General features: G+C 43.1%; 22 protein-coding genes. 1 reads left to right on the forward strand and 21 read right to left on the reverse strand.

Annotation, left to right across the window (positions count from 1 at the left end; genetic code table 11):
- Position 1: 1 nt before the first annotated feature.
- The 13 genes from ACR65H_RS06335 to ACR65H_RS06395 form a co-directional block, all read right to left on the reverse strand.
- Positions 2–709 carry a DnaD domain protein gene (locus ACR65H_RS06335; RefSeq protein ID WP_440499318.1) on the reverse strand — a complete coding sequence of 236 codons (708 nt, stop codon included), beginning with the start codon at positions 707–709 and terminating at the stop codon, positions 2–4.
- Positions 710–742: 33 nt separating this feature from the next.
- Positions 743–2,038 carry an asparagine--tRNA ligase gene (gene asnS / locus ACR65H_RS06340; RefSeq protein WP_440499319.1) on the reverse strand — a complete coding sequence of 432 codons (1,296 nt, stop codon included), beginning with the start codon at positions 2,036–2,038 and terminating at the stop codon, positions 743–745.
- A gap of 25 nt (positions 2,039–2,063) precedes the next feature.
- Positions 2,064–3,257, reverse strand: a complete 1,194-nt coding sequence (locus ACR65H_RS06345; protein WP_440499320.1) for a pyridoxal phosphate-dependent aminotransferase — start codon at positions 3,255–3,257, stop codon at positions 2,064–2,066.
- A gap of 44 nt (positions 3,258–3,301) precedes the next feature.
- Positions 3,302–3,781 carry a cell wall elongation regulator TseB-like domain-containing protein gene (locus ACR65H_RS06350; protein WP_440499321.1) on the reverse strand — a complete coding sequence of 160 codons (480 nt, stop codon included), beginning with the start codon at positions 3,779–3,781 and terminating at the stop codon, positions 3,302–3,304.
- 66 nt (positions 3,782–3,847) lie between these two features.
- The gene (dinG, locus tag ACR65H_RS06355) at positions 3,848–6,625 is read right to left on the reverse strand and encodes an ATP-dependent DNA helicase DinG (RefSeq protein WP_440499322.1); all 2,778 of its coding nucleotides are present in this window, start codon (positions 6,623–6,625) and stop codon (positions 3,848–3,850) included.
- A 135-nt stretch (positions 6,626–6,760) separates the two neighbouring features.
- Positions 6,761–7,141, reverse strand: a complete 381-nt coding sequence (panD, locus tag ACR65H_RS06360; RefSeq protein ID WP_440499323.1) for an aspartate 1-decarboxylase — start codon at positions 7,139–7,141, stop codon at positions 6,761–6,763.
- Positions 7,116–8,015 (reverse strand): pantoate--beta-alanine ligase, encoded by a 900-nt coding sequence (panC, locus tag ACR65H_RS06365; RefSeq protein WP_440499324.1) that lies wholly within the window; start codon positions 8,013–8,015, stop codon positions 7,116–7,118. The genes panD and panC overlap by 26 nt, the downstream gene beginning before the upstream one ends.
- A complete protein-coding gene (panB, locus tag ACR65H_RS06370) occupies positions 8,005–8,850 on the reverse strand; it encodes a 3-methyl-2-oxobutanoate hydroxymethyltransferase (protein WP_440499325.1) in 846 nt (281 codons plus the stop codon). The genes panC and panB overlap by 11 nt, the downstream gene beginning before the upstream one ends.
- A gap of 241 nt (positions 8,851–9,091) precedes the next feature.
- A complete protein-coding gene (locus ACR65H_RS06375; protein WP_440499326.1) occupies positions 9,092–10,075 on the reverse strand; it encodes a biotin--[acetyl-CoA-carboxylase] ligase in 984 nt (327 codons plus the stop codon).
- Positions 10,053–11,243, reverse strand: a complete 1,191-nt coding sequence (locus ACR65H_RS06380) for a CCA tRNA nucleotidyltransferase (RefSeq protein ID WP_440499327.1) — start codon at positions 11,241–11,243, stop codon at positions 10,053–10,055. Before ACR65H_RS06380 ends, ACR65H_RS06375 begins: the two co-directional genes overlap by 23 nt.
- Positions 11,240–12,373 carry an N-acetyl-alpha-D-glucosaminyl L-malate synthase BshA gene (gene bshA, locus ACR65H_RS06385; RefSeq protein ID WP_440499328.1) on the reverse strand — a complete coding sequence of 378 codons (1,134 nt, stop codon included), beginning with the start codon at positions 12,371–12,373 and terminating at the stop codon, positions 11,240–11,242. Before bshA ends, ACR65H_RS06380 begins: the two co-directional genes overlap by 4 nt.
- 24 nt (positions 12,374–12,397) lie before the next feature.
- Positions 12,398–13,198 (reverse strand): 4-hydroxy-tetrahydrodipicolinate reductase, encoded by an 801-nt coding sequence (dapB, locus tag ACR65H_RS06390; RefSeq protein ID WP_440499329.1) that lies wholly within the window; start codon positions 13,196–13,198, stop codon positions 12,398–12,400.
- Positions 13,198–13,569: a nucleotide pyrophosphohydrolase gene (locus tag ACR65H_RS06395; RefSeq protein WP_440499330.1), complete on the reverse strand. Its 372-nt coding sequence runs from the start codon at positions 13,567–13,569 to the stop codon at positions 13,198–13,200. The genes dapB and ACR65H_RS06395 overlap by 1 nt, the downstream gene beginning before the upstream one ends.
- Positions 13,570–13,754: 185 nt before the next feature.
- Here ACR65H_RS06395 and ACR65H_RS06400 point away from each other — a divergent pair, with 185 nt between their 5' ends.
- Positions 13,755–14,627 carry a YitT family protein gene (locus ACR65H_RS06400; RefSeq protein WP_440499331.1) on the forward strand — a complete coding sequence of 291 codons (873 nt, stop codon included), beginning with the start codon at positions 13,755–13,757 and terminating at the stop codon, positions 14,625–14,627.
- Between the two features lie 40 nt (positions 14,628–14,667).
- Here ACR65H_RS06400 and ACR65H_RS06405 read toward each other — a convergent pair whose 3' ends face one another.
- The 8 genes from ACR65H_RS06405 to ACR65H_RS06440 form a co-directional block, all read right to left on the reverse strand.
- Complete coding sequence (locus tag ACR65H_RS06405; RefSeq protein ID WP_440499649.1) at positions 14,668–15,345, reverse strand: zinc metallopeptidase; 678 nt, start codon at positions 15,343–15,345, stop codon at positions 14,668–14,670.
- 65 nt (positions 15,346–15,410) lie between these two features.
- Positions 15,411–16,016, reverse strand: coding sequence for a lipoprotein heptaprenylglyceryl N-acetyltransferase LhaT (lhaT, locus tag ACR65H_RS06410; RefSeq protein ID WP_440499332.1), 606 nt, complete (start codon positions 16,014–16,016; stop codon positions 15,411–15,413).
- A 107-nt stretch (positions 16,017–16,123) separates the two neighbouring features.
- Complete coding sequence (locus ACR65H_RS06415) at positions 16,124–16,894, reverse strand: c-type cytochrome (protein ID WP_440499333.1); 771 nt, start codon at positions 16,892–16,894, stop codon at positions 16,124–16,126.
- Positions 16,895–16,949: 55 nt separating this feature from the next.
- Complete coding sequence (gene qcrB, locus ACR65H_RS06420) at positions 16,950–17,624, reverse strand: menaquinol-cytochrome c reductase cytochrome b subunit (RefSeq protein ID WP_440499334.1); 675 nt, start codon at positions 17,622–17,624, stop codon at positions 16,950–16,952.
- A 22-nt stretch (positions 17,625–17,646) separates the two neighbouring features.
- The gene (locus ACR65H_RS06425; RefSeq protein WP_440499650.1) at positions 17,647–18,153 is read right to left on the reverse strand and encodes a QcrA and Rieske domain-containing protein; all 507 of its coding nucleotides are present in this window, start codon (positions 18,151–18,153) and stop codon (positions 17,647–17,649) included.
- Positions 18,154–18,371: 218 nt separating this feature from the next.
- Positions 18,372–18,848: a DUF2487 family protein gene (locus tag ACR65H_RS06430; RefSeq protein WP_440499335.1), complete on the reverse strand. Its 477-nt coding sequence runs from the start codon at positions 18,846–18,848 to the stop codon at positions 18,372–18,374.
- A gap of 30 nt (positions 18,849–18,878) precedes the next feature.
- The gene (locus tag ACR65H_RS06435; protein ID WP_440499336.1) at positions 18,879–19,430 is read right to left on the reverse strand and encodes a ReoY family proteolytic degradation factor; all 552 of its coding nucleotides are present in this window, start codon (positions 19,428–19,430) and stop codon (positions 18,879–18,881) included.
- A 1-nt stretch (position 19,431) separates the two neighbouring features.
- Positions 19,432–20,697: a tetratricopeptide repeat protein gene (locus ACR65H_RS06440; RefSeq protein WP_440499337.1), complete on the reverse strand. Its 1,266-nt coding sequence runs from the start codon at positions 20,695–20,697 to the stop codon at positions 19,432–19,434.
- Positions 20,698–20,719 lie beyond the last annotated feature (22 nt).

Genomic DNA, 20,719 nt, shown 5'->3' on the forward strand with positions numbered 1-20,719 from the left:
CCTATTCCCGTTCTTCCAGCCAATTATAAAAAGGAACCTTTTTTACAGCGGCTTCCTGATTTTGAACTGGACGTATCATTGATGTCCTGAACGACCTAGATTGCTTTTCCACGTCATTCAACGTTCTTACTCTTTTCTTTTTCCATTCGAACAATATCCGGTCAATATAGCGCAAACTGAGCTTTTGGGCAAGAACCGCCTCTTTCAATGCTGCCCTGATAATCTGGACGGCATGTCCATCTTCATCCAGCCACATTGTAATCGTTTCGCATTCCATTGGTGATAAAAGTCTTCCGAACTCCTGCTCGAACAACGTAAAGATTTCGCCTTCTTCTTCCTTGTCTTTCTGTTCTTCCTTTACGTTCTTTTCAGCTAGTACAATACTTACTAATCTGTTCCATAATGGCTGCATCGAGAACTGTTCGTAAAGTACTCCGTTTTCGTCCTGACCTTGCTTGATTTCCAATAATCCACGCTGCATGAAGCGTTGAAGGATGGCGGACACTTCATTTTCGGTTAAATGCATACGTGCTGCAAGATCAGATGGCGTAGGAAATTGTGAACCCTCTGCTTGATATGCATACATATGCAACAAGAGAACGGCATCGACATCTTTTATATCCAACGCTTTATAGTGCTGAAAAAAGAGCTGGGAAATAGTTACATTTCCCTGCTCAATCCAAATACGGAGCCGTTCTTCATCTTGCATGGCGAACACCTCACTATTTATTTCTTACTTCTATTACGGATATAGACGATTCAACAAACGTGGGAACGGAATTGTTTCCCGAACGTGCTCGACTCCGGAAATCCACGCTACCGTCCGTTCCAACCCAAGTCCGAAGCCGGAATGTGGAACAGCGCCGTATTTACTTAATTCTAAATACCATTCATAAGCAGACTCATCCAAATTATGCTCTTTGATGCGTTGCTTCATTAAATCATAGTCATAAATACGTTCTGAGCCGCCGATGATTTCCCCATAGCCTTCCGGAGCAATCAAATCTGCGCAAAGAACTACATCATCGCGATCTGGGTGCGGTTGCATATAGAACGATTTAATATCCTTAGGATAATTTGTAATGAAGACAGGCATATCAAAGTTTTCGGCAATCGCAGTTTCATGCGGAGCACCGAAATCATCGCCCCATTGAATGTCGTCAAAGCCCTTTTCTTGAAGGAACTTAATTGCATCATCATAAGAAATACGAGGGAATGGAGCTTGGATCTTTTCAAGTTTCGAAACATCCCGACCAAGTCGCTCGAGTTCCAATGGGCAGTTTTGCAATACGGATTGGACGATATGCGAAACATATTGCTCTTGAATTTCCAAGCTTTCTTCATGTTGCACGAATGCCATTTCAGGTTCAATCATCCAGAATTCAATCAAATGACGGCGTGTTTTCGATTTCTCTGCACGGAATGTCGGTCCAAATGAAAATACTTTTCCGAGAGCCATCGCTGCAGCTTCAAGATAGAGCTGTCCTGATTGTGATAAATAAGCATCTTCATCAAAGTATTTTGTATGGAATAGTTCTGTAGTCCCTTCAGGTGAAGAACCTGTCAATATCGGAGGATCTATTTTCACAAAACCGTTCATATGGAAAAATTCAAATGTAGAGCGGATGATTTCGTTCCGAATTTTCATGATGGCATGCTGTTTACGAGACCGTAGCCATAAATGACGGTTATCCATCAAAAACTCTGTTCCGTGTTCCTTCGGCGTAATTGGATAATCGATTGCTTCGTGAATGATTTCGATATCTTTTACTTGCAGTTCGACTCCGAATGAAGAACGTTCATCTTCCGTCACTTCTGCTGTCACATAAAGGGAAGATTCCTGATGCAGAGATTTCGCTTTAGCGAAAACTTCCTCCCCGACAACTTCCTTGACGACAACACCTTGGACAAATCCAGAACCGTCGCGAAGTTGAAGGAAAGCGATTTTGCCGCTTGATCTTTTATTCGATAACCATGCTCCGATCCGGACAGTTTCACCAACGTGATCGGGCATTTCGTGAATCATAATTGTTTTCATAAGTACCTCCGTGAGTGTATGACTATTATTCTTTCCAGTTAGCTTCTACGTATGAGCGGATACGTTTTACCGCTTCTTCAAGCAGGTCGATCGATGTTGCATAGGACAATCGGATCGTTTCAGGTGAACCAAATCCGGACCCTGGGATGACTGCCACTTTTGCTTCAGTTAATAATGCGGATGCAAAATCGTCCACATTAGTAAAACCGGTTTTCTTTATCGCTTCCGAAACTTCCGGCAGCAAATAGAATGCACCTTGAGGTTTGACGACTGTAAAACCCGGTATTGCTGCAAGCTGGGGATAAATACGCTCTAATCTCGACTCGAAATCTTTCCTCATCGTTTCCACTGCATCTTGAGGGCCGTTATACGCTTCAATCGCAGCATATTGTGACGTAGTTGTCGGATTGGATGTCGAATGGCTTGCCAAATTCGTCATAGCGCTGACGACTTGTGCATCGCCCGCGATATAACCGATTCTCCAACCAGTCATTGAATGTGATTTGGATACGCCATTAATGATGAACGTCCGATTTTTCGCATCTTCCGAAAGCTGGGCGATCGAAACATGCTTCTCTCCACCATAAATCAATTTTTCATAGATTTCATCCGAAATGATCCAAATGTCCTTTTCTCGACAAACTTCTGCTATTTGTTGAAGTTCTTCACGAGAATAGATCATACCAGTAGGATTTCCTGGAGAATTGATAATGACAGCTTTTGTTTTAGACGTGATTGCGCCACTGATTTGTTCAGCCGTCACTTTGAACTGGGCATCGGAAGTGCCTTCGACAAATACAGGAACACCTTCAGCCAGCTTCACTTGCTCAGGATAGCTTACCCAATATGGAGTAGGAATGATCACTTCATCGCTAGGGTCCAGTATGACTTGGAAGAGTGTGTATAAAACATGCTTCGCGCCAATACCGATCATAATTTCCTGCCTTGAATAATCTAACTGCTGATCCGCCTTCAATTTGGCAATGACGGCATCCTTCAATGCAGGAAGCCCCCCAGAAGGCGTATATTTTGTCTTGCCTTCTTTCATCGATTGATAAGCTGCTTCCAAAATGTTTTCCGGCGTATTGTAATCAGGCTCGCCTGCACCTAACCCGATAACGTCGATACCCGACTCTTTCATCTCTTTCGCTTTCGCCGTAATGGCAAGGGTTGTTGATGGTGATAATGTATTCACTCTAGCCGCTAATTTCTTTGTCAACAGAATCGCTCCCTTTTGTCCCTTCATCTCTTGAATGAATGCATTTATAGATTTAAAATCCGCTTCCACCATTCACCGTTCTCAAAAAAGACATACACATAATTCAACTTGCCATTGTCACCTTTAAATGCGACTTCCCATACAGGATGGCCTTCTTCCAAGCCGAGTGTCACATGAAGGATTTTCTCCACTTGCAGTTCTGCTTTGACTGTTTTGATCGCTGCATCTGCTTCAATTCCGTCTTTCATCGCCACTTCATCGATGATTTCCCCTGTTTTCCCTTCAATGAATACCGCTTTCTCATTGCCTTCATCATCTTTGCCAAACACCGTTACCATCGATACGGTACCATTGTAAATTTCGGAGTGCTCAACAGATTGCAAAGCGCCAGTTTTCAAAGCAGCCGTTTCCGCATCTTGTTGGGCGGTCGAAAAAGGTTTGTTGGCATTATAAAAAACGATGACAATGATGACAAGTGATAATGCCAAAAGGAAAGCTGCGATGAATTTGACCCAATTCATCATTCGTCTCACTTCCTATACACAAAACTGCCATTAGAATGCAACCGCATCCCGTTATCTACTGGATTCCTATTTATTATAACAATCTTCGAGCTCATTCACCATATGTTCTAATGACACTTTCTGAATAGGAACGGAAGGCAGTGCAGCTAAAAAACGCTTTCCGTATGATTTTGTTTCAATTCGCCTATCCAAAATGATGAAAAAGCCCCTATCTCCAGATGACCGTATTAATCGACCGAACCCTTGGCGGAACCTTAAAATTGCTTCTGGTAGAGATAAATCAGTAAATGGGTTCGAACCGTTCGCTGCAAGCTTTGCTGCCCTCGCTTTGAAAACAACTTCATCCGGCGATGAAAATGGCAGTCTGACAATAATGACAGCGGATAATGCTTCTCCAGGGACATCAACGCCTTCCCAAAAACTGTTCGTTCCAAACAAGATCGATTTACCGAACTGGCGGAATGACTTTAAAAGTTTCATACGGCTGCCCGAACTGACGCCTTGTGCGATTAGAGCATAATCATTCAATAATTCACTTTCTAAAATCAATTCATATGTTTTGCGCAACATATCTTGAGAAGTAAATAAAACGAAGAGCCTTCCGCCAGTCGCGATTACAGTTTGGACGACAGCATCCGCTACAGCCTCGATATAGTCGCTCTGTGAAACATGCTGGATTGAAGGCATATCTTCAACGATAAATATCCCAGCGTTGTCATAGAAATGAGCTGGAGCATCAAATGTCAAAACAGGCACGTGATCCTCAATGCCTAGCTGCCTTGGAACAAATCGCTCATCTTGATTGATCGTCATCGTAGCAGACGTCCAAACGACTCCAATGTTTTCATTTTTTAAGCTAGTAATGAATTCCTTCGTAATTGCAGAGCCATCTACAGGACTTTTCACTACATTCAAGCTTCCTGGCAAGCTTCTTTTATCTTTTTCAATCCAAACAGTGAAATTATCTGTTTCATCATCCAAAAATATTTCAACCCATTCGCCGGCTTTGATTTTCAATTCTCGTAACCAATAATTCCATTCGGATAAAAACGCCTGTTCTTTCATCGACATTTTTTCTCTGTATGATTCCAATCGTAAACTAATCGTTTGCACATTCTGTATATATTCATTCATTTTGTCAGCCATTTGTGAAAAGACCGGTTTATTTCCGGCTATTTCTTCAAGACTGAAAACCACTCGATTTCCTTGCTGGCCACCGCCAGATTGCGGCTTATGGGATGACATTAGCGAAGCAACTTCATCAAATATATTGGAGAATTTCTCATAAGAGGCTGAGAGCTTCCCAAATAGTTGATTTCCAAAGTTACTATATTTTCGATGAAGGTTCATCAAATGATGAAGAAGCTGGCCATCTGCATCAGAGCCTAGCTGACCCATGACATACTTCCAATTCATATAGGACAACACTGTCTCATTGGAATTCGCTGCTGTATGAATGAATTGATGGGCTTCATCGATGATCAAGCCCGAAAAGTTATGAAATATCTTTTGTTCTCGGTTGGAATCCGACAATAGCATCGAGTGATTCGTAATGATGAGATTCGAATGCCGACAAGCGTCTATCATCCGCTGGTGGTAATCTGCCGCTTTCTCATCGTCCTTCAGCCGATTATTCCGCTTGCGGATTCTATCAACAAATAATTGTCCACCGCCAGAAACATTCAATTCATTCAAATCACCTGTTTCCGTATCTGTCAGCCAAACAAGGATTTGCATGATGGTAAACGTCTCATCATACGATTCGTCTGTAATTCTCAATAACTCCTCGAACTTGCCGAGCGATAAATACTGCTCTCTGCCTTTTAGAACTGTAGCGGTGCAATCAATGCCAAGCATTGTACGAACTCGCTCCACTTCGTCTTCTAAAATCTTATCGACAAGGTGATTTGTGAACGTACTAATGACTACTGGTTTCCCTGTTTGAAACGAATGAATAGTTGCAGGCAGCAAATAGCCGACTGTCTTTCCTACCCCAGTCGGGACTTCAGCTATAACTTCAGCATGTGAATTCAGCGTTTCCCATATTGCATCCATGAAAGACAGTTGGGACTTTCGATATTCGAAAGAAGGATAACCTTTCTTTAAAAGATCGATTTTTTCCTTTTCATTCAACGGGTACGAGGACCGGGCTGCGATCGCCCCTCCAATATTTTCCACTTTACGGTATGGAATTCCTCTAAATAAAGGAAGCTTACGACCGTTTGCGGATGTTCGGACGTGCCTCAACGCTTCATAGATGAGTGTTGAAATATCCGAACGTAATGAGAATGAACGTCTATGCAACAAGTTCAACGTTTCTTCAGGCAATGTCCGAAGTTTGGATAATGCTGTCAGCAGCAAATTTGCTGTCGCTTCCGCATCATCATCCGCTCTATGAGCAGTTGGCAGCTCAATATCGAGGTCCTCTGCCAAGTCTTGAAGACGATAGCTAGAGGAGGACGGGAAAAGAATTTTGGATAACTCGACAGTATCGATTTTCTTACCGGACCATCCAGATACTTTGCAACGCTTAAATTCACTTTGCAAAAACGATAGGTCGAAATCTGTATTATGCGCTACAAATACCGTTCCTTGGAGCATGTCGGAAACTTCTTGCGCAATTTTTTCAAATGTCGGAGCAGTCCGAACTTCTTCATCCGTAATTGCGGTCAATTGTTGGATGAACGCGGGTATTTCACGTTCTGGATTGACAAATCGGGCATACGTTTTCGTGATTGTCCCGTTTTCAATGAAAACAATCGCGATTTGTATAATCCGATCTCCCTTTGCAGGAGAATGTCCAGTCGTTTCCAAGTCAACGACTGCATATGTACTATTATCCATTCAATCATCAACTTCCTGTATTGAATACTACAGCAGATTGTATCATATTCCGGCGCTCGTTTGCTCGATTAGGTGTTCTTAGCAAAAAAAAATGCTGATGAAGGAAATTCCCTCCTCCATCAGCGTTGTATTCAATTAAGCAATAACACCAGGCGCTTCCGTGATTACTTCTTTAATCCGATTATTGTCATCCATAAGGAGCACTGTCGGTGTATGTGTACTAGCTTCATCTTCTGAAACATAAGCATAAGAAATGATAATAACAATATCACCTTGTTGAACGAGCCTCGCTGCAGCGCCATTGACGCAAACGACTCCACTGCCGCGTTCGCCTGCAATGATATACGTTTCAAAACGCGCTCCGTTGTTGTTATTGACGATATGGACTTTTTCATTCGGAAGCATTCCCGCAGCATCCAGTAAATCGCTATCGATCGTTACGCTTCCTACATAATTCAGATTCGCTTCCGTCACCGTGGCGCGGTGCAGTTTACTGTTCATCATCATACGGAACATAAGTACCATCCTTTGTTGACATAATAATATTATCTATTAACCTCGTTGTCGAGAATTTTACTGCACATGCTAAAATAACTTCCTGTGTACCTTCTAAAACTGGTACCAATTGAGGATATGCAAGTAACCTGACATAATCAATTTTCCCGGAGCTATTGCAGACAATCCAATCCGATACTTCCTGTTCAATAGCATTCGGGTCGGCTCCCTCAGCAAACATCTGCGCTCCAATTTGCAATGCTCGATAAATGATAGGAGCTTCTGTACGCTCTGCCGTTGTTAAATTCACATTGCGAGAGCTTTTTGCCAAGCCGTCATCTTCTCTTACAATCGGAACCCTCACGATAGCTGTCCGTAAATTGAAGTCACGGACAAATGTTTCAATAATGGCTAGTTGCTGAGCATCTTTCATGCCAAAATAGGAGCGATCCGGATCAACGATATTGAAAAGCTTCAATACCACTTTGAGCACCCCATCGAAATGTCCTGGCCTTGCAGCACCGCAAAGTTCACTCGCCTGCATTCCCGGCAATATGCGAATGCCGCCATCCATAGGATACATTTCTTCCACTGTGGGAATGAATACAATATCGACGCCAGCTTCTCTCGCAAGACGGATATCCCTCTCACGATCACGTGGATAGGATTCAAAGTCCTCGCCTGGTCCGAACTGTGCCGGATTAACAAAAATACTCATGACGACGATGTCGTTTTGCTCCCTTGCATGTTTGGCGAGAGATAGATGTCCTTCATGCAAAAATCCCATAGTAGGGACGAAACCGACAGTTTTATGGTTTCTTTCATTTCGGTTCAGTTTCTTTTGGAGTTCTTCGATTGTTTCAATTACTTGGATGTCGTTACTTTCAACGTACATCAGTCATTCCTCCGTATAATGCGACCAATTCATCTTCCTTCATTGCAAAACGGTGTGCTTCAGTTGGAAATTCACCTGACTTGACGGCTGAGGCATACTTCTGCAAACCATTCCGGATATCCTCTCCAATATTGGCGTACGCTTCTACAAATTTAGGGATGTGGTGGTTTCCGTATTTGACTGTATCATGGAAAACGAGCACTTGACCGTCTGTCTCTGCTCCTGCCCCTATCCCGATCGTAGGGATGGAGACGGCTTTCGAAACTTGTTCCGACAACTGATACGGAATACATTCCAGAACGATCATGCATGCGCCCGCTGCTTCACAAGCGATTGCATCCTTAATAAGTTGTTCCGCAGCTTCGGCTGTCTTCCCTTGCACTTTATATCCCCCAACGACAGCAGCCGACTGAGGAAGCAATCCTAGATGGGCGACGACTGGAATCCCTGTTTCGGTCAGCAGGCGTATAGTGTCGATCACCTTTCCTCCGCCTTCCAGTTTCAATGCGTTCGCATCAGTCTCCTGAAAGATGCGGACAGCAGCTTCCAACGTCCTATCAACAGAACCGTGATACGAAGCGAAAGGCATGTCGACGACGACGAATGTCTCCTTTGCACCACGTCTTACCGCTTTTCCATGATGTATCATGTCTTCGACCGTAACAGATGCTGTCGAGTCATAACCTAATACGACCATTCCGAGCGAATCTCCTACGAGAAGGATATCAATTCCTGCCTCCTCAGCCATTTGCGCAGTTGGATGATCATACGCAGTAAGCATGGCAATTTTCTCCCCCAGGCGTTTCATTTTCGTAAAATCCGTACTACTTTTCATCCGTATCCTCTCCCTTTTGTTTGTCAAAATGAAGAAAACCGAAAATTGAAAAACCTTCTGGCCAAAAATGGGCAGAAGGATTGTGTAATTACGATTTTTGGTTTCCTCCGTCCCTGTCTTTTGCAAGATCAAGGCAGAACTTATTAGGTTTTGACTGTCAATCATACGTCCTTGAAGGTGCAATTCCGATTGATACTGCCCTTCGCCATTACTATAGCAAATCAAGGAAGTTTTGTATAGTTCAATCTTTAATAACTATATCAGCCGAATAAATGCCTCTCACGGTCCCGTCATCGAGCTGAAGCTCCAAAAGACCATCCTCTGAAATACCTAAAGCGGTGCCTTCGATCGTCTCATGTAACATGACTGCACGAATCCGTTTGCCTGCTGTGTTCGAATAACTTTCCCAAAGCAGCTTAATCGGTCCAAATCCGTGTTTTTCATACATTCCCGTATACAATTCCAGAAAACCTAGAATTTCAGCAATAAGCTTCGAACGATCGATTTCCATTCCACTTTCTATCTTCAGTGAAGTAGCTATCTCTTTCAGCTCCATCGGAAAATCTTCTTCGTCATGATTGACATTCATGCCGATTCCAAGAACGATAGCCTTCACTCGATCAGGTTCTGATTGAAGTTCAGTTAGTATGCCAGTCATCTTTTTACCGTTGATTAAAATATCATTTGGCCACTTGATCATCGCTTCAACACCGGTGACAGTTTCAATCGCCCGGACGACAGCAACAGCTGCAACAAGTGTCATTTGCGGCGCCTGTTGAGGGATTAAGGACGGTCGAACAATCAAACTCATCCAAATTCCTTTTTTCGCTGCTGAATTCCATGGACGTGACAGTCTCCCCTTGCCGGCTGTCTGCTCTTCCGATACGACGAGAGTCCCATCAGATGCTCCAGCTTGTGCAGCATCGTGTGCAATATTTTGAGTCGACTCGCAGCTATTATAATAATCGATGACCTTTCCATAAGTTTTTGTCTGTAAAAACTTGTGAATGTTTGCGGCGTTCACACGGTCTGGCGAAGAGATGAGTACATACCCCTTTTTCCTAATCGAAGCGATTTCATAGCCTTCTTCTTCAAATTCTTTTATATATTTCCAAATAGCTGTTCGCGAAAGGCCAAATTCATCTGCAACCTCCTGCCCCGAAATTGGAGTTCCTTGAGATTCAAAAAGTCTTTTTAGCAATTCATCCTTGACGTTTGTATTCATTAAGAAACCATTCCTTTATCTTTTCAGCATCATTTGGGCAATGTCGATGCAAAACCATATTTTCGATTTTATCCATCCATTCGCCGAGCCATCTGCCGCCTCTTTGGCTTGTCCACGCCATTAAGTCTTTCCCATCGATTTGCAAGTCTTCCTTTGAACGAATCGGCAAGTTTTCTTGCATTCGTATCATATCCTCGATAGAAATTTTATGTTCATTCGGATGAAAGGTTTGCCATACTTGTTCTGCGGTGATCAGCACTTCGATGTGAAATTGGTAATAATCATCTATCGTGAATTGATTGAACTGCCTTCTATTAAATGCAGCAAGAACATCCGACAGAAAAGCTTTCTCTCGATTAGAAAGCTTATATGCCTTTGCAAGATTCATGACTGAAAAATCCCCTGCAAGCATCATTGCCGCCCAACCTTGTTTTGCTGTTTCAAAAGGGGCACAAGCGATTAAACATTGGACATCGTTTGGAAATAGCGGCAAGTACTCAGATAGGCGGGTATCCGCTATCGTCTCAAGCGCTTTTGCCGGGTTGACACCTTTCCATAACTTATCCATTTCAACTTTGATACGCTCTACAGAAATATGCTTTATGCTGGCGGCGTTTTCTTGAATGGCCAGCAACGTCTCATCCTCGATTTCAAAATTTAAAACAGACGAAAAACGGATTGCACGAATCATACGCAGCGCGTCCTCATGGAATCTGTCAGCTGCTTTTCCGACTGCCCGGATTTTGCGATTTTGAAGATCTATCATTCCACTAAACGGGTCGATTAATTCACCAGTTAGCGTCAACGCGATTGCATTCATCGTAAAATCCCTGCGCTGCAAATCATCCTTCAATGATCTGACAAACTCCACTTCGTCAGGTCTCCTGTGGTCTGAATATGTACTTTCCGTACGGTACGTCGTAACTTCGATCGGTTCGCCATCCATCAAAACCATAACTGTCCCATGGGCGATTCCGACGTCAATCGTATGAGTGAACACATGCTTTACTTCTTCTGGTGTGGCAGACGTTGCTATATCGATATCCGAAGCTTCTTTACCAAGTAAATAATCCCGGACAGAACCACCGACAAACACCGCCTCATAACCTGCTTCCTCCAATTGGCGAATGACTTTTCGGCTCGATGCTGTTCCAAATTGCGAAGTCATTTCAAACCCGCCACTCTATAGTACAGCTCTTCATATTGAAGAACGATCGAGGTTGAATTAAATTTATCATCCACTGTCCGTAATGCATTTTCCCGGAATTCTCTGTGTAGGATCGGGTCTTCAAGAAGCATCTTCGCTTTCTCCGCAGCCGACTTCACATCTCCCAGTTCAACGAGGAATCCGTTCTTGCCGTCCTCAATCACTTCAGGAATGCCACCGATTTCAGTTGCAATTGCCGGTACGCCGCATGCAAAGCCCTCTAGAAGAACCAGCCCGAACGCCTCTTTCTCCGATAATAAGAACATGACATCGCTAATTGCCAAAAGTTCCGGAAGGTCATCGCGTTTCCCGGTAAAGATGATATCCCTTTCAAGCCCTTCGCTTTTCGCCTTCTCCATCATCTCAATCTTTTCAGGACCTGCGCCGACTAATACTAATTTCGAATCAATTTCCTTATGGATAAGCTTAAAGCTGTCAATTATATCCGAAATCCTTTTCACACTTCTGAAGTTCGAAATATGAATGATAACCTTTTCATTTTCCTTGATACCTAGTTCACTCTTTAATGAACCAGGATCGACCGGCTTGTATTTCTCTTCGTCGATAAAATTATAAATTGTCAGTATTTCTTTATCAGGCTCAATTAACGAAAGCGTATCCTGCCGTAGTGATTCAGAAACGGCTGTCGTCAAATCTGATTTTTCAATTCCATAACGGACTGTGTTTTTCAATCCGGGATCATGGCCAAGTATTGTTACATCAGTTCCATGCAATGTCGTGATCACACCAATATTTGAATTCGCCATATCCTTTGCGAGAGCTGCTGAGATAGCATGAGGCACTGCGTAATGGACATGCAATAGATCCAGCTCTTCCTCTTCAATCACTCGAGCAATCCGATTTGCTAAGGCAATATCGTACGGCGGGTACTTGAAAACGGCATAACCGTCAATCTTTACTTCGTGAAAGTAGACATTGGGGTGTCCGTCGGGAATTCGGAAAGGACGACTTGAGGTGATAAAATGCATCTCGTGTCCCCATTCCGCCATTTTCAATCCAAGCTCTGTCGCGACAACCCCGGATCCCCCAAGCGTGGGATAACAGATTATACCGACTTTCAATTTTTTCATATACTGCACCTCTTCCGAACAACGTTAATCGATTATATTTTCTAAGCCATATACGAGATCTTTTCGATCGATCACTTCCCGGATCGCCATCATAATCCCTGGCATAAAGCTTTTCCTGTCAAATGAATCATGACGAATCGTCAATAACTCCCCTTCTCCGCCAAGGAGGACTTGTTGGTGGGCTAGCAAACCTGGCAACCGAACACTATGGATTTTCATCCCTTCCACATCAGCTCCCCTTGCCCCTTCCAAATGGACTTGCTCCTCTGGGTGCCCTTGAATATGCGCTGGTCTATTTTCTTTAATCATTTCTGCGGTTTTTACGGCAGTTCCAGAAGGTGCATCTAGTTTTCGGTCATGATGCATTTCGAGAATCTCCACATCCCCCAAATAGCGGGCTGCTTGTGCGGCAAACTTCATCATGAGAACGGCTCCAATGGAGAAATTCGGAGCAATGATTCCACCGACATGAGTTGACTCCACCAATTCAAAGATGGAATCCAGCTCCTGCTTCGACAAACCGGAAGTTCCGACGACCGGATGGACGCCAAGTGACAAAGCTGCTTTCACATTATTGAAGACGGCATCCGGATCAGTTACATCCAACAGCACTGCCGGTTGATGATCTTCGCAAAGCTTTGAAAACGATGTATATACTGGAATACCCTTTTTCTCTTCATTTATCGCACCATTATGTAAATGCAAACCGTCATATTTATAATCCAGTGCAGCTACTACTTCTGCGTCATTTGCCGCTTCTATCGCTTCTATCGCTGTAGACCCCATTCTTCCACGGGCCCCTGCAATGGCTACTTTTATTTTCATCAAATTTCCTCCTTTTTCGTCCAGCGGTCTGCGTCACGTTCTTTGAATTTATTCAAGACATTCATTAATGCATCCTCTAGACTGATTCCTTGTGAATTCGCGAAACAGATGAGAACAAACAATAAATCACCTGTCTCCTCTGCTAGCGATTTGATTTCTTCGCTCTCCTTTTTCTTTTTCACGCCATATACATGCTGGACTTCCCTCGAAAGTTCACCAAGCTCTTCTGTAAGGCGGGCGAGCATCTCCATCGGAGGGAAATACCCTTCCTCAAAACTCGATATGTACGTATGAACTTCTTCTTGCAAGTTTTTCATCGTTTTTGCTTGTTCCAATTTGCTTCCGTCTCCTTCATTTGTTATCGTATTCATTCATAGGACTATTGTCAAAAAATCTGTAATCATTGATAATAGCAAAAGCGGAGGGCGCCTGCACAGAGGCGACAGGCATAAGGCAAAGATGTGGCGTGGCGCACTTTGCCACAGAGCATCTTTGACTTATGACCCGAGTCTCTGGCGCCCGGAGTCTAGACGTAAGAAAGAAAGGTGGTTATCATTTGCTTCACGGAATAAAATTCAAAAATGTTTTTTTCATTATCCTCGGAGCGGCGATATTCAGTTTTGGCCTTGTACATTTTAATATTCAGCACGAACTAGCAGAAGGCGGATTTACCGGTATTACGCTTATCCTCTTATTTGCCTTCAACTGGGATCCGGCCATTATGAACTTAGTGTTAAACATTCCGATGTTCATCATCGGTTGGAAGCTTTTAGGAAGGAAAGTTTTCATCTATACGATTATCGGTACCGTCGCTGTATCCGTCTTCTTGAAAGTCTTTATGAAATACCAGTTCAACATCCATTTGGAAGGCGATATGTTCCTTGTGGCCCTTTTCGCTGGTGTTTTCATCGGTATTGGGCTCGGCATCATTTTCAGGTATGGCGGAACAACTGGCGGTGTAGATATTATCGCACGTTTGGCGCATAAGTACATAGGCTGGAGCATGGGAAAGACAATGTTTATGTTTGACGCGTTCGTAATTTTGCTTTCTTGGGCAGTCTACTTGGATCATAGGTCTATGATGTATACGCTTGTCGCACTGTTCGTCGGTGCTCGTGTGATCGACTTCGTTCAAGAGGGTGCATACGCCGCTAAAGGTGCTTTTATCATTTCAGAAGCTCAAGACAAGATTGCTTCGAAGATTACGATGGAAATGGACAGAGGTGTTACTGTTTTTAAGGGATATGGCCATTTCACAAAATCAGACCGTGAAATATTATATTGCGTCGTCGGTAGAAATGAGATGATGCGATTGAAAAATATTGTCACTTCGATTGATCCTCATGCATTTGTGTCGGTTTCAGATGTACATGATGTATTAGGGGAAGGTTTCACACTCGATGACCAGAAACAACCGTTAGATCATTGACCATATAAAAACCCGACCATTTGCGGTCGGGTTTTTCGTTTTAATCTCTGTTCGTAAAAATCAGCAAAAGTCGAAGCAGTTCCATTACGGCAACAGCTGTGGCAGCGACATATGTCATTGCGGCAGCGCTCAATACTTTCTTCGCATGAGGTTCTTCTTCATTTCGAATGATGCCTAGCTCAACAATCTGATTCATTGCACGCGTTGATGCATTAAACTCTACAGGCAATGTTACAACTTGGAATAAAACACCTACTGCCATTAACGCGATTCCTATTCCGAGCATGTAATTCATGCTAGATGCAAGTATCCCGATAATAATGAAAATCCATGAAGCGTTAGATGTGATGTTCGCTACCGGAGCCAATCGATGGCGGAATCGCAAAAATGCATATGCTTCTGCGTCTTGAATGGCGTGTCCGACCTCGTGTGCCGCGACAGCAGTACCAGCAACTGAAGCTTCATGATAGTTTTGAGATGATAATGCGACCGTTTTTGTCAACGGGTTATAATGGTCACTCAAAAACCCTTTGCTTTCAACGACTTTTACGTCTTGCAAACCGTTGCGATCGAGGATAAGACGTGCAACTTGTGCACCTGTCATACCTGATGTCGAACGAATTTGTGCGTATTTGTTATACGTACTTTTTACTTTGAATTGGGTATACAACGGAAGCAGCATGATGATAACCAAATAAACGATAAAAGACAATCCTATTTCCCCTCCCTTTTATGTCTACTCTTATTTTATAATGAGCACGATTGAACCGCAACTTTTTACTATTATACTATAGCTACTTCCCGATTCTTCCTTATTTTCCATAGAGCAACTGCCAAAGCTATACATGCGATGGAGAGCCAGAATGTGAAATAGCCGATTTGTTGCATATGTTTCATCAAATCATGATAAATCGGCATCTGTCCGAATACATAATCGATTACATCATTATGTAATGTCCAAATTCCCGCTATGGCGATATGCTTAAGCTTAAATTTATAAAATGGGCTATAGAGGATAGCCTGCACTGCCATTGCAAAATGAGAGCCGATGAGCATCCAACCGACAGGATCTAATTCGCCCAGTTCTAGCATAGTAAGCAAATTCATGACAACTGCCCATAATCCATATTTAACGAGAGTGATGAGAGCGAGTGCTTCGATCAATTTGAAATTCCGACCGATTAGCCAACCAATAATTGCAAGTAAGAAAAACAGACTTGCCGTTGGACTATCCGGAACAAAAATCCAAAATTTCGGTTCCGTCAACTCCAATTGCCACATATACCAATCATAGCCGTATACCGTGCCAATTATGTTGACGAATAATAAAATCCATAGAAATGATTTATGTGATAATATAAACCAAATACGATTATAAATAGAAATCATCGCCATCTCCCCAAAAAGAAATGTCATTCAGCAGTTAATTAAAACGTTTATGTATAATAATTTGTAAAAAAAAAGAGTCAGTCTCCTGACTCTTTTTCCTGTTGATATTACTCTTCAGTTTTCAAGCCTGCAAGGAATTCTGCTAGGACTTGCAAATCTTCGTCCGAGCCTGTCCATTGCCCTGGTGGCATTGTACCAATACCATTATGTGCAATGTCGACAATCTCTTCTGGTGTATGTCCTGTGTTGATTAATGCTGGTCCTAGACCACCTTGGAAAGCGTCACCATGACAGCCGATACATGAAGATCCTGCGTAAATCTGATAACCTTCAGATTCTGGATCGAATTGAACTTCTTCAACAATTGCACCTTGTGCTTTCGCTTTTTCCCAGTCATGGTTCACGACTGATTCCCATGTCAAATAGAAAAGTGCTGCGAAAGTAAGGAGCATGAAAGCAGTCGGAAGAGGGCGCTTGAATGGACGACGCTCTTTCGAAGTATCCATGAAAGGAACAAGCATTAAAGCTCCAATAGCCAAACCAGGCATGATAATCGCACCGACTACGTTAAACGGTCCGGATGCAAACTCATACTTTAGCAATTGGTACATGGATAGGAAATACCAGTCAGGAACCGGTATGTATGTTGTATCCGTAGGATCAGCTTGACGCTCAAGCGGAGACGGATGGGCAACTGTCAGAATTAAATATCCGATTAGGAAGATGGCACCGATAATCCACTCTTTCAAGAGGAAGTTCGGCCAGAAAGCTTCTGTTTTACCCGGATATTCCGAGTAATCTTTAGGGACATTCGGCATCTTGCCTTCTGCTTTGATGCGCGAGTCACCAACAAATTTCATACCTTTTCCGCGTTGCATTTTGTCCCCTCCTTATTCTAATTTCAGACGATCAACATATTGTTGCATGTTAATCTTATAGCGGACCGGAAATACCTTGTCTTCTGATCATGATAAAGTGTGCCGCAAGCAACCCAAGCAAAGCAGCAGGTAGGAAAAATACATGAATCGCAAAGAATCGTGTCAATGTTTGAGCTCCAAGAATTGTGGAGTCACCCGCAAGAAGGATTTTAATTTGTTCACCGATGAATGGCACCGATGCAGCAATTTCAATACCAACTTTAGTAGCGAACAACGCTTTCATATCCCATGGCAATAAGTAACCTGTGAAACCTAGACCAAGCATAACGATAAATATTAATACTCCGACGATCCAGTTCAATTCACGAGGCTTTTTATATGAGCCAGTAAAGAATACACGCAATGTATGCAAGAACATCATTACGATAACTAGCGATGCTCCCCAGTGGTGCATCCCACGCACAATCTCACCGAATGCAACTTCGTTTTGAAGATAGTAAACGGATTTCCATGCATTTTCAATATCCGGGGTGTAATACATTGTAAGGAACATGCCTGAAAGAATCTGGATGACCGTTACGAAAAACGTCAAACCTCCGAAACAATAAATGAATGCAGAAAAATGATGTGCAGGGTTCACGTGCTCAGGTACTTCATGGTCAGCGATATCACGCCAAATCGGGGTGATATCCAACCGTTCGTCAACCCAATCATAAATTTTATTCAGCACTTCGGTCGTACCCCCTTACATATTAAACTAATGTGTTTGGAACCGTTTTTCCAAGATGTACATAGCCATCCACGACTTCGACCGTAAACTCATCAAGCGGTCCGAGTGGTGGAGTTCCTGGTATGTTTTTACCATTTTTCTCGTAACGTCCATTATGGCAAGGGCAGAAGAATTCATTCTTATGCTTTTCGTCGCCTTCCCAGTTCACCGTGCATCCAAGGTGCTTACAGACAGGAGAAAGTGCGATGATCGTATCGCCTTCTTTGTAGACCCAAGCGGTGTTCGATACATCGGATTTGTACCATGCATCTTTACGATCTTTAATAGTAAAGTCAACACGTACAGGCGTTTCAGTTAGATCGTCCGCTTTTTGCGGAGTCGGAACGAACTCACCTTCACCTTTTGGTTGCAATACTGGATCGACCGCAAAGCGGACCATCGGCATCAACATTGCTGAAGCCATGAATCCACCGACACCCATTAATGTATAGCTTAGGAATTGGCGTCTAGACACTTTGCTGCTCATCAGTTTCCCTCCTCTTACTCCAAAATCAGTCCAACGGACATACTTTTGCTAATTGTAAAACTAGGACATATCTATGATATATCAATATTAGTGTAAATTCAATCATGCTTTCAGCTGTATGTACAGATTGTGAACAATTCATGAATTTTACACACATTCCATACATAACCACTCGACAGTTAAATTAAGCTAAGTGGGAAAGACGACTAACAATGGAGCAGTTATTGCTTCGACCATTGCTCGGTGAATATTGGCAAAGACTGACGCAGCTGATCTTCCAGGATTGATTGCCGCAAAGAGGCATCCATGTTTTCCAACGGGATTGAAGGCATCCAAATAACTTGTCCAGGCAGATCCATTGACGTCCAAGTGTGATCGGTCGTCAAGAAGAAAACGTGCTTGAATGTTGTATCGGAAAATTCCTGCATTGTCGTTTCGGCCATTTGCTGTTTATCCGTTGCTGAAGTATAAGCAAAAGGAGGCGCAAACATCATCCTCCCTTTGAATTGAGTCTCAATCAAAGACGCGAGATGCATGACGAATTCTGTCGAAGAAGCGCTTGTCTTCATATTATCCATCTTCGTTTCAACTTTTACAAGCGGAATCACCAACGTATCGATATATTCTTTTTGAAGCAAATATGTATCCATATCCTTGCCTGTCCAATTCACTTTAACCAGCCCCCTAATAATATTCATGCAAATGACTCCATCTGGAAGACGGAGTCATTAGTCTTTTGTAATCTTCATATCGTTCAGCATTGCCGACAGGATGAGGAACCGTTCCCGGTCATTGGCGTCAAGTGCCTCATCGACTCTTTTCATAAGCAGATCCATGGACAATGAGGCTACACTCTCCTCTAGAAGCTGCTCGGCAATTTTCCGATCCCGCGCGCTCACTTGGAGCTCTACAGGAAGAAACGGGTTTTCCTCCCGTACGCTTGCATATTCTGGACATGCATGGCTGTTCGGGAAATTCAATTGGATATACATTTTTTCCTCCGGGTGGAGACGCAAATCATGAAATGATTTTTCCGCATCGGCAGTCATTAGATTGCCTTTGTAAAAACGGAAAGGGATGCTTTCCGAATTTATTGTTGAAATAACCATCGCCCGCGGACAGTAATGTGCTTCATCCGTAAAGTGGACGTTTTGAAGAAGTTGCTCATGGCTCAATAGATAATTCAAAATCCACACACATTCCCGGCGCTTCAATTTATAGCGCTTTAAAAACCACCGCACGAAGTCTTTTTTGGCAGCGACAGGAATCATGGCTGTCATATCACACCTCCTCGTCATTCAACGTTTCAAGAAAAGCGGTCCATTCCTCATGTTGTGTAAAGCTTGCTAGCGTCTTAACTACTTCGATAGCTTCATCCCTTTTTCCTTCATCCAAAAGAAATCTTGCGTATCGATCCAAAAATGATGGATCATCCTTCATTCCAGCATATGCCTTACTGTAAGATACGTATGCATGTGCATATTGTTCCTCTCTTTCAAGAGCATAAGCTTTGAATGCAGATAAAAGTGGAATGTCCATTTGTTCTTCATTCATTTCAGTCAGAAGTTTCAGCAGTTCCCCATGCTCTTCCCTTTCATTATAGAGAGAAGCAAGTGTTACAATGGCATCGATATATTCGGGATCCAGTGCAATTGCATGCTGCAAATGTTCTTCCGCTTCAAGAGGCAATCCTAGCTTGAGCGCTGATTTGCCCGCTGAGAGTCGAAGTTCCTTGTCAAATTCATCACGTTTGATGCCTTGTTTGAATAATTCAAATGCCTTCTCGTCGTCCCCTAATTGGGAATATGCTTGACCAGCTAGCATATAAGCAGAGAAATAATCGGGATCCATTACAATTAAATCTTCAAGCAAATTTATCGACCTATCCGGCTGACTGCTCTGATAGTAGGCGTATGCAGCTCCGAACAGCGTGTCGGGTAGTTGCTCATCTGCCAAAATTTTTTCGTAATAAGGGAGCGCTTCCTCATAAGCCGCGCCTGCACTATATGTTTCAGCGAGCCGAAGCGGAATCGACATACCAGCGATTTCATTATGACCTTCATCATAAAGTTCGGAGTATAGCTTCGCGGCCTCGAGATATCTCCCCGAATCGAGAAGAAGTTCAGCGTAAGCAAATCGGATGACCGGTACATGCGGCGAACGAGAGAGAGCCTCTTTCACCTTTCCGAGAGCTGCCTCTGCCATCCCTATCATCTGATAGTAATCGGCTAGAGCTAATAGCGCTTGGACATATTCCTCTTGGTCAGGCGTTACTTCTGAAAGCAACAGCAACGCTTCATCTTCATCGCCAAGTTCCATCAAAGTATTTGCCCGGTCAATCTTCAATTGCGGTTCGTCAGGCATATAGGAGATCAATGTTTCGTAAATATGGTCGGCTTGGCCGACATATCCGTAATCGACTAATAATCCCGCAGCTTCATATAGTAAATCGAAGTCTCCGGACTTTTCCACACGATCAATCAAGTCATTAACTTGCCCTATATCTCCATCGTGTACCGCTTTTTCAAAATCATGTAACTGCTTCATATTTTCACCTGATCCTTCAAAA

It is taken from the genome of Sporosarcina sp. SAFN-015 (assembly GCF_059415085.1).

What these genes read in the sequence shown, in the direction of transcription:
- ACR65H_RS06375 (WP_440499326.1), bottom strand. Translation starts at nt 10,075, where the DNA reads ATGAATACAAACGTCAAGGATGAATTGCTAAAAAGACTTTTTGAATCT.
- ACR65H_RS06415 (WP_440499333.1), bottom strand. Translation starts at nt 16,894, where the DNA reads ATGCAACGCGGAAAAGGTATGAAATTTGTTGGTGACTCGCGCATCAAA.
- ACR65H_RS06395 (WP_440499330.1), bottom strand. Translation starts at nt 13,569, where the DNA reads ATGAATACGATAACAAATGAAGGAGACGGAAGCAAATTGGAACAAGCA.
- panB (WP_440499325.1), bottom strand. Translation starts at nt 8,850, where the DNA reads ATGAAAAGTAGTACGGATTTTACGAAAATGAAACGCCTGGGGGAGAAA.
- lhaT (WP_440499332.1), bottom strand. Translation starts at nt 16,016, where the DNA reads ATGATTTCTATTTATAATCGTATTTGGTTTATATTATCACATAAATCA.
- panD (WP_440499323.1), bottom strand. Translation starts at nt 7,141, where the DNA reads ATGTTCCGTATGATGATGAACAGTAAACTGCACCGCGCCACGGTGACG.
- ACR65H_RS06335 (WP_440499318.1), bottom strand. Translation starts at nt 709, where the DNA reads ATGCAAGATGAAGAACGGCTCCGTATTTGGATTGAGCAGGGAAATGTA.
- ACR65H_RS06350 (WP_440499321.1), bottom strand. Translation starts at nt 3,781, where the DNA reads ATGATGAATTGGGTCAAATTCATCGCAGCTTTCCTTTTGGCATTATCA.
- dinG (WP_440499322.1), bottom strand. Translation starts at nt 6,625, where the DNA reads ATGGATAATAGTACATATGCAGTCGTTGACTTGGAAACGACTGGACAT.
- dapB (WP_440499329.1), bottom strand. Translation starts at nt 13,198, where the DNA reads ATGAAAATAAAAGTAGCCATTGCAGGGGCCCGTGGAAGAATGGGGTCT.
- ACR65H_RS06380 (WP_440499327.1), bottom strand. Translation starts at nt 11,243, where the DNA reads ATGACTTCGCAATTTGGAACAGCATCGAGCCGAAAAGTCATTCGCCAA.
- asnS (WP_440499319.1), bottom strand. Translation starts at nt 2,038, where the DNA reads ATGAAAACAATTATGATTCACGAAATGCCCGATCACGTTGGTGAAACT.
- bshA (WP_440499328.1), bottom strand. Translation starts at nt 12,373, where the DNA reads ATGAAAAAATTGAAAGTCGGTATAATCTGTTATCCCACGCTTGGGGGA.
- ACR65H_RS06435 (WP_440499336.1), bottom strand. Translation starts at nt 19,430, where the DNA reads ATGACAGCCATGATTCCTGTCGCTGCCAAAAAAGACTTCGTGCGGTGG.
- panC (WP_440499324.1), bottom strand. Translation starts at nt 8,015, where the DNA reads ATGTACGTTGAAAGTAACGACATCCAAGTAATTGAAACAATCGAAGAA.
- ACR65H_RS06430 (WP_440499335.1), bottom strand. Translation starts at nt 18,848, where the DNA reads ATGAATATTATTAGGGGGCTGGTTAAAGTGAATTGGACAGGCAAGGAT.
- ACR65H_RS06440 (WP_440499337.1), bottom strand. Translation starts at nt 20,697, where the DNA reads ATGAAGCAGTTACATGATTTTGAAAAAGCGGTACACGATGGAGATATA.